This is a genomic window from Sphingomonas sp. PvP056 (assembly GCF_040549155.1).
In the GTDB taxonomy this organism is placed as follows: domain Bacteria; phylum Pseudomonadota; class Alphaproteobacteria; order Sphingomonadales; family Sphingomonadaceae; genus Sphingomonas.
The window spans coordinates 251222-263792 of sequence record NZ_JBEPST010000001.1 but is presented as its reverse complement, the minus strand read 5'-3'; the positions used below and the strand labels follow the sequence as shown (position 1 = coordinate 263792).

At 64.8% G+C, this 12571-nt stretch carries 15 protein-coding genes; 13 read left to right on the top strand and 2 right to left on the bottom strand.

Annotated elements, in window-relative coordinates; genetic code table 11:
• Positions 1 to 3: 3 nt before the first annotated feature.
• Both ABIC17_RS01335 and ABIC17_RS01330 read right to left on the bottom strand, forming a co-directional pair.
• Positions 4 to 585, bottom strand: coding sequence for an OmpA family protein (locus tag ABIC17_RS01335; RefSeq protein WP_354278862.1), 582 nt, complete (start codon positions 583 to 585; stop codon positions 4 to 6).
• Entirely contained in the window at positions 582 to 1241 is a 660-nt protein-coding gene (locus ABIC17_RS01330; RefSeq protein ID WP_354278861.1) for a motility protein A, read from the bottom strand. The genes ABIC17_RS01335 and ABIC17_RS01330 overlap by 4 nt, the downstream gene beginning before the upstream one ends.
• A 268-nt stretch (positions 1242 to 1509) precedes the next feature.
• Here ABIC17_RS01330 and flgB point away from each other — a divergent pair, with 268 nt between their 5' ends.
• The 13 genes from flgB to ABIC17_RS01265 all read left to right on the top strand — a co-directional run bounded on the left by flgB (position 1510) and on the right by ABIC17_RS01265 (position 12498).
• Positions 1510 to 1866, top strand: coding sequence for a flagellar basal body rod protein FlgB (flgB, locus tag ABIC17_RS01325; protein ID WP_354278860.1), 357 nt, complete (start codon positions 1510 to 1512; stop codon positions 1864 to 1866).
• Positions 1867 to 1869: 3 nt separating this feature from the next.
• Positions 1870 to 2280, top strand: a complete 411-nt coding sequence (gene flgC / locus ABIC17_RS01320; RefSeq protein WP_354278859.1) for a flagellar basal body rod protein FlgC — start codon at positions 1870 to 1872, stop codon at positions 2278 to 2280.
• Positions 2281 to 2282: 2 nt separating this feature from the next.
• Positions 2283 to 2972 (top strand): flagellar hook assembly protein FlgD, encoded by a 690-nt coding sequence (locus ABIC17_RS01315; protein WP_354278858.1) that lies wholly within the window; start codon positions 2283 to 2285, stop codon positions 2970 to 2972.
• Positions 2973 to 3012: 40 nt separating this feature from the next.
• Entirely contained in the window at positions 3013 to 4260 is a 1248-nt protein-coding gene (locus ABIC17_RS01310) for a flagellar hook protein FlgE (RefSeq protein ID WP_354278857.1), read from the top strand.
• 23 nt (positions 4261 to 4283) lie between these two features.
• Positions 4284 to 5027: a flagellar basal-body rod protein FlgF gene (gene flgF / locus ABIC17_RS01305; RefSeq protein WP_354278856.1), complete on the top strand. Its 744-nt coding sequence runs from the start codon at positions 4284 to 4286 to the stop codon at positions 5025 to 5027.
• 11 nt (positions 5028 to 5038) lie between these two features.
• Complete coding sequence (gene flgG / locus ABIC17_RS01300; protein WP_354278855.1) at positions 5039 to 5827, top strand: flagellar basal-body rod protein FlgG; 789 nt, start codon at positions 5039 to 5041, stop codon at positions 5825 to 5827.
• The gene (locus ABIC17_RS01295; RefSeq protein WP_502958386.1) at positions 5827 to 6516 is read left to right on the top strand and encodes a flagellar basal body L-ring protein FlgH; all 690 of its coding nucleotides are present in this window, start codon (positions 5827 to 5829) and stop codon (positions 6514 to 6516) included. Before flgG ends, ABIC17_RS01295 begins: the two co-directional genes overlap by 1 nt.
• A gap of 11 nt (positions 6517 to 6527) precedes the next feature.
• Complete coding sequence (locus ABIC17_RS01290; protein WP_502958385.1) at positions 6528 to 7622, top strand: flagellar basal body P-ring protein FlgI; 1095 nt, start codon at positions 6528 to 6530, stop codon at positions 7620 to 7622.
• Positions 7619 to 7999 carry a rod-binding protein gene (locus ABIC17_RS01285; protein ID WP_354278853.1) on the top strand — a complete coding sequence of 127 codons (381 nt, stop codon included), beginning with the start codon at positions 7619 to 7621 and terminating at the stop codon, positions 7997 to 7999. Before ABIC17_RS01290 ends, ABIC17_RS01285 begins: the two co-directional genes overlap by 4 nt.
• A complete protein-coding gene (gene flgK / locus ABIC17_RS01280; RefSeq protein ID WP_354278852.1) occupies positions 7996 to 9336 on the top strand; it encodes a flagellar hook-associated protein FlgK in 1341 nt (446 codons plus the stop codon). The genes ABIC17_RS01285 and flgK overlap by 4 nt, the downstream gene beginning before the upstream one ends.
• Positions 9337 to 9355: 19 nt before the next feature.
• A complete protein-coding gene (gene flgL, locus ABIC17_RS01275; RefSeq protein WP_354278851.1) occupies positions 9356 to 10270 on the top strand; it encodes a flagellar hook-associated protein FlgL in 915 nt (304 codons plus the stop codon).
• Positions 10271 to 10470: 200 nt separating this feature from the next.
• Positions 10471 to 11334, top strand: a complete 864-nt coding sequence (gene motA, locus ABIC17_RS01270) for a flagellar motor stator protein MotA (protein ID WP_354278850.1) — start codon at positions 10471 to 10473, stop codon at positions 11332 to 11334.
• Between the two features lie 258 nt (positions 11335 to 11592).
• Positions 11593 to 12498 (top strand): flagellar motor protein MotB, encoded by a 906-nt coding sequence (locus tag ABIC17_RS01265; RefSeq protein ID WP_354278849.1) that lies wholly within the window; start codon positions 11593 to 11595, stop codon positions 12496 to 12498.
• Positions 12499 to 12571: the final 73 nt, after the last annotated feature.

Genomic DNA, 12571 nt, shown 5'->3' with positions numbered 1-12571 from the left:
CAATCAGATCCTTGTGGGTTGTGTTGTGGAAGCGGCAGCCGGAACGGCAGGCGTTTGCCGGTTGCCGGCAAATCCCGTCGTCACGCTGACGCCGCGTCGGCCGGCGCGACCCGCGGCGGTGATGGTGATGCGATCGGATGCGATCCCGTGGGCGATCAACACCCCGACGATCGTCCGCGCGCGATCGGCGGCAAGCACGGCGGCGTTTTGGGTGACCGGATCGACGTCGTCGCTCGATCCGTCGACCATCCCCGTCACCGCAAGCATTGCGCGCGGATCGCCCAAGGCTTCGCGCGCCCACGCGACCAGTGGAGCGACCGGACCCGGCAACGCGGCAGATCCAACCGCAAAACCGTGCAGTCCGCTTGCGGAAACCGGCATCGGCGCGGGCGGCACGATCGCGGGCGTATCGACCGCGCCGAACCCGGCGCGGATCCCGCGCGCGAGGGTGTCGCCATCCAGTTGCTGATTGGCCTGGATGAACACGAAGAACGCGACCAGCAATAGCGCGAGGTCGGCAAGCGTCATCAGCCACGCCGGGCGTGCCGGTGTGATCTCGGGCAGGACGTCCTCGGACGCGATCATGCCGATGCCGCCACGGCAAGCGGACGACGCGGCTGTTCGCGCAGCGCAAGCGCGATCAATGGGGGTTCGAGCCGCAGCCGCTCGACCGCTTCATCGCGCGCGATCCGCCGCAACCGCGCGGCAATTGGTGCCAGGACGAGATTGGCGATCAGCGCACCATAAAGCGTCGCCAGCAACGCCACTGCCATCGACGCCCCGATCGCGCGCGGATCCTGCATTTTGACGAACATGCCGACCAGACCGATCAGCGTCCCGACCATGCCCATCGCGGGCGCGGTATCCGCCGCGGTCGACCACAGTTCAGCGGTCGCAACGGCGCGTTCGGCGCGCGTACGGCGACGCTGACGGAGCAGTTCGGCAATATCCTCGGGCGAATCCCCGTCGACAATCGCCGAGACCGCCGCAGCGATATCCGGGTCCGCGATCACCGAGCGGTCCAGCGTCAGCACACCGTGGCGCTTGGCGATCCGGCCGAACGCTGCGATCTGGTCGAGTAACGGATCTGCGGCGAAGCGTGGCGCGCCCAGCATCCGCAATGCCGCCACCCCCCGCCCAAGGTCCCGCGCGGGGGTGCGGAGGACCGCGGCGGCCAGCGTCCCGCCAACAACGATGGCAAAGGCAAGCGGATCAAGGAAAGGCGCAAGGGTAAAGGGCATCCTGGCCAGCTCTGCAAGCGGTGGGCCAATTTGGTAAACGGACCGATCCCGATCCCTGCGTCCCATCCACCCGGCCCGCCATACCCGGCGACGGCGCGATCGGCGGCAAAGCCAGCGACCGCCCGGCCAGACGACCGGCTGCCGACTTGCCGCCGCCCGGCAAGCGTTTGCCGCTTTGTGTGCCCCGGACTGCCAGGCCAAGCCCGCACCGCAATTGGCACGACCTTTGCTGATCGACCGGCGCGCAATCATGCGCTGGAGACGGGCGATGCCCAGCGACAGTTTGTTCGGGGTACACGGTGCGGCACTCGAAGTGCGCTCGCAGCGCATGGGTGTGCTCGCGTCGAACATCGCGAACGCCTCGACCCCGGGGTTCAAGGCGCAGGACATCGATTTCCAGAGCGCACTGTCGACCGCCGAGACCGCAATGGACACGGGCGGGAACGCCAGCATCAGCGGGGCAATGCGCTATCGCACCGCGTCGCAGCCCTCGCTCGACGGCAACACGGTCGAACTGTCTACCGAGCAGACCGCCTTCGCTGAAAACGCCGTCGCCTATCAGACGACGCTCTCGTTCCTCAACGGGCGGATCGGCCAGATCACCCGTGCCTTGAAGGGCGAATAAGAAATGGCCGACCAGCCGCTTTCCATCTTCCAGGTCGCCGGGCGCGCGATGTCCGCACAACTCGTGCGGATGAACACGACTGCGTCCAACCTCGCCAATGCGGGCGCGGTGACGAGCAGCGAAGAGACCGCGTACAAGACGATCAAGCCGATCTTCCGCACACAATATGACAAGGCGTCGGGTCTCGCGACGGTCAACGTCGAGAGCATCGTCACCGCCGGCGAAGGTGCCACCAAGGTCTACGATCCGTCGCATCCGCTCGCCGACAAGGATGGCAACATCTGGCAGTCGGGCGTCGATGAGACGCGCGAGCTGGTCGACATGATGGAGACCGCGCGCAGCTACCAGAACAACGTCGAGGTCATGCAGACCGCGAAGTCGCTCATCCTCGACACCCTCAAACTGGGACGCTGATCATGGCCTCCACTTTCGACTCTACGCTGACCAGCCTCGGCATCAACGCCAGCTCCACCGCTGCGGCAAATGCGGCAAAGACATCGTCCACGTCGTCGTCGCTCGGTGCATCGGACTTCCTCAAGTTGATGACCGCGCAGCTCAACAACCAGGATCCGTTCTCCCCGACCGACAATACCCAGATGGTCGCGCAGCTCGCGCAGATCTCCAGCACGTCGGGGATCGCGGAAATGGGAACGACGCTGAAGGCGATCCAGGACAAGCTCGGCGCGACCAGCGCCAGCGACGCGCTCGCCTATGTCGGGCGGACCGTACTGACCGAAGGGTCGAGCGCCTACGGGCGTTCGGCAGGCGGCCTCGCCGGTGCGGTCGAGCTCGACAAGGATGCGACCGACGTGACCGTGTCGATCAGGGACGCCAACGGGCAGACGCTCAACACGCTGTCGCTCGGCACGCAGAAGGCGGGCACGGCGAGCTATGACTGGAACGGCAAGACCGCGAGCGGCGACGATGCCGGCACCGGCCCGTTCACGGTTTCGGTCGATGCTGCCAACGGCGGCGAAGCGGTCACCTCGCGCAATCTCGTCTGGGCACCCGTCGCCGCCGTTTCGGTGCCCGCATCGGGCAGCCCCGTCCTCACCGTCCCCGGCATCGGGCAGGTCGCCGTCAGCGCCGTCCGCCAGGTCGGCTGATCCCATCACCGCGTAATTCTCTTCGTCCAGGAGCAAATTCATGTCCTTCTACACTTCGCTCAGCGGCCTGCAGGCAGCCCAGACCGAACTCTCGACCGTGTCGCACAACCTCGCCAACGTCGGCACCAACGGCTTCAAGAAGAGCCGCACCGACTTCGCCGACGTCATCGCGTCGAGCATCACAACCGACCCCACCAAGCTGGTCGGATCGGGTGCGGTGGTGAAGTCGAACCGCCAGCAGTTCACCGTCGGCAACCTGAAGACGACGGGCTCGTCGCTCGACCTCGCGATTACCGGGGACGGCTTCTTCGCGGTCAAGACCAGCGGCGTGAACTCGGCGACCGCTTATACCCGCAACGGCGCATTCCAGATCGATCCGGCGACCCACAACGTCGTCGATGCACAGGGTTCCGCGCTGCTCGGCTATCCGGTCGACGCGAAGGGCAATACGACGGCAACCGGCGCCGACGGGCTGATCCCGCTCAACCTGCCGGAAACCAACGGGACGCCGGCAGCAACCGGCAACGTCTCGCTCAAGCTGAACCTGTATGCAGCAGCATCGGTGCCGACTGCGGCGTTCTCGCCCACCAATGCGTCGAGCTACAACAGCTCGACCCCGACGACGATCTACGATTCGGCAGGCAAGGCGAGCACGCTCACCAATTACTACGTTCATTCGGGCAACAACGAATGGACCGTGCACAGCTTCGTGGGCGATCAGGAACTTAAGGTCGGTGGATCGACCACGGGCACACCAGTGAAGTTCGATGCGTCGGGCAACATCACCGCGCCGGCCGCACCGATCACGTATGACGCGTTCAATCCGATCAGCGGCGGTGTCGCACAGACGCTCAAGCTCGACCTCGCGGGCACGACGCAGCAGTCGAGCCCGTTCTCGGTCAACGCACGTGTGGCCGACGGTGCATCGGTCGGCGAACTTGCCGGCGTGTCGATCGACAAGCAGGGCATCGTTTCGGCAAACTATTCGAACGGCGACACGGTCGCGCTCGGCAAGGTGGCGCTCGCGAACTTCTCCAACCCGACGGGCCTTCGCCAGACCGGCAACAGCTATTGGTCGGCAACCGGCATTTCGGGTGGTGCGGCCCTCGGTGCGGCGAATGAGAACGGCTTCGGCTCGCTCAGCGCGGGGATCCTCGAGGGCTCGAACGTCGATATCACCGAGGAACTGGTCGACCTGATCGCCGCGCAGCGCAACTTCCAGGCGAATGCCAAGGCGCTCGATATCAACGGCCAGATCTCGCAGACCATCTTCAACATCCGCAACTGATCTGAACGGAGCGGGAGCGGCATATGGACAAGCTGGTCTACACGGCAGCAACGGGGCTCAAGGCGCATCTCGCGTCGCAGGCCGCGATCGCCAACAACATGGCGAACGCCTCGACGATCGGGTTTCGTGCCGATCGCGTCGTGTTCGACCGGCTGTCGCTCAAGGGATCGCCGCTCGAAACGCGCGAGCCGACCTCGGCGGACGTGCTCGACGCGGATCGTACGACGGGCGCGATCCAGCAGACCGGTCGCTCGCTCGACGTAGCGATGACCGGCGACAGCTGGCTCGCGGTGCAGTCGCCCGACGGAAAGGAAGCCTATACCCGGCGCGGCGACTTGCAGGTCGCAGCGTCGGGAGTGCTCCAGACCGGTGACGGGTTTCCGGTGATCGGGTCGGGTGGCCCGATCACGGTGCCGCCCGCGCAAAGCATCTCGATCTCCGCGGACGGAACGGTCTCGATCGTCCCGATGGGCGGCGACGCGCGCAACCCGGAAGTGCTCGATCAACTCAAGCTCACCAACCCCAAGGGCACGACCACGGTCAAGGGGCTCGACAATCTGCTCTACGTCAAGGGCGGCGGAACGCTGCCGCAGGACATGAACGCGAAGGTCGAGAGCGGTGCGCTCGAGGGATCGAACGTCAACATGACTCAAGCGCTGGTCGACATGATCGAGAACCAGCGCAGCTACGAGGTCCAGGCCAATTTGATGAAATCGGCCAAGGACATGGACGAAAGCGCCGCATCCGTGATGCGGCTTCCAGGCTGAAGGAATAGACGATGGGCAGTGCAGCCATGCATATCGCGCGGACCGGGCTTGATGCTCAGGACATGCGCATGCGAGTCATCTCGAATAACCTCGCGAACGTCAACACGACCGCGTACAAGAAGGATCGCGCCGCGTTCGAGACGCTGGCGTACCAGACGGTGACCGCACCGGGCGCGCCAAGCACGTCCGAGACGAAATACGCGACCGGGCTCAACCTCGGCACCGGCGTCAAGATCCAGGGCACCGCGCGGATCGACACGCAGGGGTCGTTCCAGTCGACCAACAACAGCCTCGACCTCGCGCTCGACGGCGACGGCTACTTCCAGGTCCAGATGCCCGGCGGCACGCTTGGCTATACCCGCGCGGGCAATTTCTCGCGCTCGCCTGAGGGCCTGATGATCACGAGCGAAGGCTATCAGGTCCAGCCCGGCATCACCGTACCCGAGGGCGCCACCGCGATCACGATCGGGACTGATGGCACGGTCTCCGCGACCATTCCCGGCCAGACCACGCCGAGCGAACTCGGCCAGATCCAGGTCGCGAGCTTTCCTAATGCTTCGGGGTTGCTGAGCAAGGGCGACAATTACCTCGTCGAGACCGCCGCGAGCGGTGCCGCCAACCTCGGCGTTGCCGGGCAGGACGGGCGTGGCAACGTCCGTCAGGGGCAGCTCGAAGGGTCGAACGTCAACGTCGTTGAGGAGCTGGTCGACATGATCGAAACCCAGCGCGCGTATGAGGTTAATTCAAAAATGATCTCCGCGACCGACGAAATGCTCAAATATGTTAATCAAAATATCTGATGGCTAAGGTCATGAAGCCGTTCGCCATCCAGCTGATCGTCGGAATTGCGTTGTTTTTGCCCAGCGCGGCCGAGTCGCGCGTGTTCGGCAACAAGGCGCCACCGGTCGATTTCTCGTCGGCGATGCCCCAACCGGCCCTCACACCGGTCGTGGCGACCGGATCGATCTTCCAGGTCGATGAGGGCTATGCCGGCCTGTACGAAGGCACGCGCGCGCGCCGGGTCGGCGATCCGCTGACGATCGTGCTGGTCGAGCGCACCGCCGCGTCCAAGTCGGCAAGCTCGAAGCTCGATTCGTCGGGCAACCTTGCGTTCACACCACCCACGACCGGGCGGCTCGCGCTGTTCCAGGGCACCGACATTGCCACCAGCGGCAACCGCGGGTTCAAGGGCAGCGGCGGGGCCGACCAGTCGAACACGCTGTCGGGCGAGATCAGCGTCACCGTCAGCCGCGTTCTTCCCAACGGCACGATGCTGGTACAGGGGCAGAAGCGCGTCACGCTCAACCGTGGCGACGAGTTCGTCCAGATCAAGGGCCTGATCCGCACCGCCGACATCGACGCCAATAATCGCGTCCCCTCCACGCGCGTCGCCGACGCCCAGATCGCCTACACCGGCAAGGGCGACGTCGCGCGTGCGAGCCGCCAGGGCTGGCTCGGCCGCTTCTTCTCCGTCGTGAGCCCGTTCTGAGGATGCGCCCGATGCTTCGCCTTATGCTCGCAGCGTTCGTCTCGCTGCTGATCGCGGCCCCTGCCTCCGCCGATCGGATCAAGGATCTCGGCGGGTTCCAGGGTATCCGGACCAACCAGCTGACCGGCTACGGCGTCGTCGTCGGGCTGCCGGGCACGGGTGACGACAATCTGGAATATACCATCCAGTCGATGAAGGCGGTGACGTCACGCTTCGGGCTGCAGCTCCCCGCGAACATCAATCCCGGCCTCAAGAACACGGCGGTCGTGATGATCACCGCCGAATTGCCCGCCTTCGCCAAGCCCGGCCAGAAGCTCGACATCACCGTTGCATCGATGGGCAAGGCCAAGAGTCTGCGCGGCGGCGCGCTGATCCTGACGCCGCTGCAAGGCGCGGACGGACAGATCTATGCGATGGCGCAGGGCAATCTCGCGGTCGGCGGTCTCGGCGCCGAGGGCAAGGACGGATCCCAGATTGTCATCAACATCCCCTCGACCGGCCGCATTCCTGAAGGCGCGACGGTCGAGCGCGCGGTCAAGACCGGGTTCGAAAACACGCCCGCGCTGACCTTCAACCTCGCGCGCGCCGATTTCACCACCGCGCAGAACGTCGCCGGGTCGATCAACGCGCGCTTCGGCAACGGTGTGGCGCAAGCGGTCGACGCGGTGTCGGTATCGGTCCGCGCACCGATGGGTGGCGACGTGCGCGCAACGTTGATGAGCGAGATCGAGAACCTCAGCGTCGTCTCGGCCGAGCCATCCGCCAAGGTCATCGTCAACGCGCGCACCGGCACCGTCGTGATCAATTCCGCGGTCCGCGTCAGCACCGCTGCAATCACCCACGGCAAGCTCACCGTCCGCATCGACGAGAACGAACGGATCAGCCAGCCAGCGCCGTTCAGCCAGGGCCAGACCGCCAAGGCACAGAAGTCGGGCGTCTCGGTCGATGAAGAAAAGCGCCCGATGTTCCTGATCTCGCCCGGTCCGAAGCTGTCCGACGTGGTCAAGGCGATCAACGCGATCGGCGCATCGCCGGCCGATCTGGTCGCGATCCTCGAGGCGCTCAAGGAAGCGGGATCGCTGAAAGCGGAGTTGATCGTCTTGTGAGTGACGTTCCTGCCCTCCCCCCGGTCAACGCCCCCTCGGCCGTCGGTGGTATCGCGACCGATACCAGCCGGCTGTCGAACCGTGCCAATTTGGAAGCGGCGGGCAAGAAGTTCGAAGCGGTGTTCACCGGCATGATGGTCAAGGCGATGCGCTCGACGCATCTTGCCGAGGACGGCCTGTTCGCGTCCAAGGGCATGAATACGTTCAAGGAAATGCAAGACACGCAAGTCGCGCAGAACATGGCCGCACACGCCCCGCTCGGCATCGGCAAGGCGATGACGGAGTTTCTGGCAAAGTCTCAGGCAGGCGTTGAAGCCGGACTGGCGAAGTCGACTACCCCTGCCCCCGCCGCAGCAGATGAGGGCAAGACGCCATGAGCGACATGCTGAGCATCGGCGCGAGTGGCGTCCGCGCGTATCAGACCGCGTTGAGCACCGTCTCGGACAACATCGCGAACGTAGCGACGCCGGGCTATGCCAAGCGTACGTCGACCCTGTCGGAGATCGAGCCCGCCACCGGGTTGCATTCCGGTGGCGTTGCGGCGACCGGACAGGGTGCCGTTGTTTCGGGGCTTACGCGCTCCGCAGACGTGTTGCGCGATGCCGATGTCCGCACTGCCGGATCGGATCTGGCACGCAGCGAAACCAGCGTTGCCTGGCTCGGTCGGATCGAGACCGCGCTGACCGGCAATCAGCTGGGGGACCGGCTGACCGGCTTTTTCAACGCATCCAAGACGGTGGCCGCCGACCCGACCGCGACCACGCCGCGCAGCGCGATGCTCGAACAGGCAAAGGCGGTTGCGGGCGCATTCCGTGCGACGGGCAAGGCGCTCGACCTGCTGGATACCAATCTCGATGCGACCGCGTCGGCTGCCGTGACGACGCTCAACGCACTCGGCAGCACGCTTGCCAAGGTCAACGAGGGGATCGCGCGAACCAAGGGCGGATCGGCTGCAGCGGCGTCGCTGGCCGACCAGCGCGATTCGATCCTTGAGCAGATGAGCGCGATCAGCAACGTCTCGGTCTCGATCGACGACTATGGCCGTGCCACGGTCAAGCTCGGCGATGCGGGCGGGCCGACGTTCGTCTCCGGTCCGCAATCCGATTCCTTGCAGGTCGCACGGGGCACCGACGGGATGATCGCGTTCACGCTCCAGCGATCGCAGTCGACCGTCAGCCCGTCGGGGGGCGCGCTTGCGGGCGTGGTCGAGGCTGGCCAGCGAATTTCGGACACGCGCATCAATCTCAACACGATCGCAACCGCCTTCGCCAACGACGTCAACGCGGTTCAGACCGGCGGAGAGGATCTCGATTCCAAGGCCGGGACCGCGCTGTTCGAGATCGGCACCAGTCCGACCGACATCACCGTCAAGCTAACCGACCCGCGTGGCATCGCCGCCGCAGACGCCGGCAAGGGCCCGCGCGACAACGGCAACCTCGGCAAGCTCGATGCGCTGCGCACCAGCGGTGCGTTTGAGGGCAAGACCACCGCGCTCGTGTCGAGCAATGCCTCGGCCCTTGCTGCACGCAAGCAGGTAGCGCTGGCGCAGGGCGCGATGCGCGACAACGCCGTCTCGGCGCGCGATGCCGTCTCCGGCATCAACCTCGACAGCGAGGCGGTCGATCTGCTGCGCTTTCAACAAGCCTATCAAGCCTCGAGCCGCGTGATCCAGGTCGCCAAGGACACGCTCCAGTCGATCCTCGACATCCGCTAGCCCCGAGACGGACCCGCTCATGCAAATCGGCACCAGCCTGTTCTTTGATCGCACCTCGTCGCAGATGACCAATCTGTCGGCACAGACGAGCACGCTCAACACACAGATCGCGACCGGCAAGAAGCTGAGCGCCCCGTCGCAGGATGTGGTCGCCTACAACCGGCTAGCGTCGATCAAGCAGGCCACTGCAGACCAAGCGGCCTATGCGGGCAACACCAGTCTCGCCAAATCCCTGTTGCAGCAATCCGATTCGACGCTGACGCAGGTTTCGACGCAATTGCAGCGCGCGTCCGAACTGACGCTCCGCGCCAATACCGGCACGCTCAACGACGGCGATCGCAAGACGATCGCCGTCGAGCTCAAGAGCATCCTCGACGACCTCGTCAATCTCGCCAATACCAGCGATGCACGCGGCCAGCCGCTGTTCGGCGCAGCAACCGGAACCAAGGCGGTGGTGCAGGGCGCGGACGGACGCGTGACGCTGGGCGGCACCGGCGAGTTGCCGGCGATTCCGGTCGGCGACGGCACGACCGTCGCAGCGACCGACAGCGCGGAGCGCGTATTTGGCAACATCCCGACGAAGGCAGGCGGCAAGACGGACGTCTTTGCCATATTGTCCGATTACATCACCGCGCTCGACGCGGGCGGGGACATCTCGGATGCCTCGGCCACCGCGATCGACGGATTGAACGCATCGCAATCGCAGGTCAGCAACGTCCAGGGGTCGGTTGGCGCACGCGCTGCCCGACTTGACATCGTTTCGTCGCAGGCAACCGACGCCGCCGCCGCGCGCGAGAGCGATCGTACCGAGCTGGAGGACACCGATCTGTCCGCAGCGATCACCGAATTGCAGAAGCAGATGACGATCCTGTCCGCGACTCAGGCGAGCTTCAGCAAGCTGAGCAGCCTGTCGCTGTTCACCTATCTGCGCTGATACTTGCCGGTGCGACGCTGTCTTGCGGCGTATGATTCCAGGTTCTCCTCTTGTTGCGGCAGATCGATTAACGCCAACGCCTCGCTGGTTAACCGTTTTGCTACGGAATCGCCCTAAACCGAAAGTATAGCGGCCGATGCGGGTCGCGAGCGTCGTGCAGCAACGTTAATCGCAGCGTTTACAGGGGCATATCGCCACTCATGTTTCCCGCAATCGGCCTTGTCGTCCTGCTCGTGATGATCTTCGGGGGTTTCGCCATTACCGGCGGCGCGCTCGGCCCGGTGATGGAAGCCATTCCGCACGAAATGCTGATCATTGGCGGCGCCGCGGTCGGCGCGCTCATCATCGGCAATTCGATGAAGGAGCTGAAGGCGCTCGGCGGCGGCTTCATGAAGGTCTTCAAGGGGCCGAAGTACAAGAAGCAGGACTATCTCGACGTCATCTTCCTCGTCTCGAAGCTGATGAAGATGCTCCGCACCGAAGGGCCGATCGCGCTCGAGCCGCATGTCGAGGATCCCAAGTCGTCGGCGGTCTTCGCTGAATATCCCCGGCTGCTGTCGGATCACACGCTCATCAACCTGATCGCGGACACGTTGCGGCTGGTGGTCGTGTCGTCGGGCACGCTCGACGTCCATGCGGTCGAGGACGTGATGGACAATATGATCAAGACCCACCACCACGAGGTCGAAGGCCCGCACGGGACGATCTCGAGCCTTGCCGACGCTTTGCCCGCGCTCGGCATCGTCGCCGCGGTGCTTGGCGTGGTGAAGACGATGGGCTCGATCGACAAGCCGCCTGCGATCCTCGGCGCGATGATCGGGTCGGCGCTGGTCGGCACGTTCATGGGCGTGCTGCTCGCCTACGGCATCGTCGCCCCGCTCGCCAACCGCCTGAAGCAGGTGATCGACGCGGATGGCGCCATCTATCACGTCGTGAAGCAGATCATCATCGCCTCGCTCCACGGCCACCCACAGCCGCTGGTGATCGAAGCGGCGCGTTCGGGGATCGCACATTCAAACCAGCCGGGCTTCGCCGAAGTCTTCGACGGCCTGCGGGCGCGGTGAGGTGATGCTTTACCGACATAACTTCGGCGCGACATGCTCCAAGGCAGGCAAACTCGCACAAAGCCACAAAGTCACGAAGTGGCGCACACCAATGACCCGCTCCATCCAGACGCCGAATAACAACGGGAAGCCCTTCTCTCTTTGTGGCTTTGTGGCTTTGTGCGAGACAAGTCTCCTGCGTTCTACGCGTCCGATCGGTGGCGCTGCGCTTCACGCGATGACGACGCTCGGTAACCTGCCTTCGATGGCGGCCCACTGATGGCCGCGCGTGCGCCGCATGGTGCCAATCAGCCACCCAAGATCATCTACAAGAAGATCTATATCGAGGGCCACGGCGGCCATCACGGCGGTGCGTGGAAGGTCGCCTACGCCGACTTCGTCACCGCGATGATGGCGTTCTTTCTGCTGATGTGGCTGCTCGGCGCGACCAACGAGAAACAGCGCAAGGCGCTTGCCGACTATTTCTCGCCCACCCTGGTCCAGCTGAAGCAGAACAGCGCGGGATCAATGGGGCTGTTCGGTGGATCGTCGATCACCGACAAGGACAGTTACCAGCACAAGGCATCGCAGACCGGCACGCGCGCGATGACCGTTCCGATCGACGCGACCGGGGGAACGCAGGTCGGCTCGGGGCAACGCGGCACGCTCAAGGATCGCGCCGCGATGTCGGCGGAAGACCGGAAGAACTTCGAGAAAATGCGGCGGCAGGTGGCGGCCGCGATGGCGTCGAGTCCGCAACTCAAGAAGCTATCGTCGCATGTCCGGTTCGTCCGTACGCAAAGCGGGCTGCGGATCGATCTGCTTGATGATGCGGATTATTCGATGTTCGATCTCGGCACGACGCAGCTCGAACCACGCGCATCCGCGCTGCTCGGGCTAATCGCCGAATCGATCAAGGGGACCGCCAATCCGATCATGATCCGCGGGCACACCGATAGCCTCGGCTATGGCAATCCGCTCGCAATGAACAACTGGATGCTGTCCAGTGCGCGGGCCGAGGCGACGCGGCGACGGCTGGCGGCGGGGGGGACGCCCGAAAACCGCTTCAACAGGATCGAAGGCGTCGCCGATCGCGAGCCGATCATCCCCAATGCCCCGTCCGATCCGCGGAACCGCCGTGTTGCGATCACGCTGCTGTACCGTGCGACTGCCTTCGGGGAGTGAAGCGACGCTTGCTTGCCCGCTTATCCCGCGGGATCGGTACTCCACCGGTTGAGAAGCGCCCCACGAACCCCTA

Excerpts from the sequence above, each read along its gene's own strand:
- flgK (WP_354278852.1), top strand. The coding sequence starts at position 7,996 with ATGAGCGACATGCTGAGCATCGGCGCGAGTGGCGTCCGCGCGTATCAG.
- ABIC17_RS01265 (WP_354278849.1), top strand. The coding sequence starts at position 11,593 with ATGGCCGCGCGTGCGCCGCATGGTGCCAATCAGCCACCCAAGATCATC.
- ABIC17_RS01295 (WP_502958386.1), top strand. The coding sequence starts at position 5,827 with ATGGCTAAGGTCATGAAGCCGTTCGCCATCCAGCTGATCGTCGGAATT.
- flgF (WP_354278856.1), top strand. The coding sequence starts at position 4,284 with ATGGACAAGCTGGTCTACACGGCAGCAACGGGGCTCAAGGCGCATCTC.
- flgB (WP_354278860.1), top strand. The coding sequence starts at position 1,510 with ATGCCCAGCGACAGTTTGTTCGGGGTACACGGTGCGGCACTCGAAGTG.
- ABIC17_RS01330 (WP_354278861.1), bottom strand. The coding sequence starts at position 1,241 with ATGCCCTTTACCCTTGCGCCTTTCCTTGATCCGCTTGCCTTTGCCATC.
- flgG (WP_354278855.1), top strand. The coding sequence starts at position 5,039 with ATGGGCAGTGCAGCCATGCATATCGCGCGGACCGGGCTTGATGCTCAG.
- ABIC17_RS01315 (WP_354278858.1), top strand. The coding sequence starts at position 2,283 with ATGGCCTCCACTTTCGACTCTACGCTGACCAGCCTCGGCATCAACGCC.
- ABIC17_RS01290 (WP_502958385.1), top strand. The coding sequence starts at position 6,528 with ATGCTTCGCCTTATGCTCGCAGCGTTCGTCTCGCTGCTGATCGCGGCC.
- motA (WP_354278850.1), top strand. The coding sequence starts at position 10,471 with ATGTTTCCCGCAATCGGCCTTGTCGTCCTGCTCGTGATGATCTTCGGG.
- ABIC17_RS01335 (WP_354278862.1), bottom strand. The coding sequence starts at position 585 with ATGATCGCGTCCGAGGACGTCCTGCCCGAGATCACACCGGCACGCCCG.
- ABIC17_RS01310 (WP_354278857.1), top strand. The coding sequence starts at position 3,013 with ATGTCCTTCTACACTTCGCTCAGCGGCCTGCAGGCAGCCCAGACCGAA.
- flgC (WP_354278859.1), top strand. The coding sequence starts at position 1,870 with ATGGCCGACCAGCCGCTTTCCATCTTCCAGGTCGCCGGGCGCGCGATG.
- flgL (WP_354278851.1), top strand. The coding sequence starts at position 9,356 with ATGCAAATCGGCACCAGCCTGTTCTTTGATCGCACCTCGTCGCAGATG.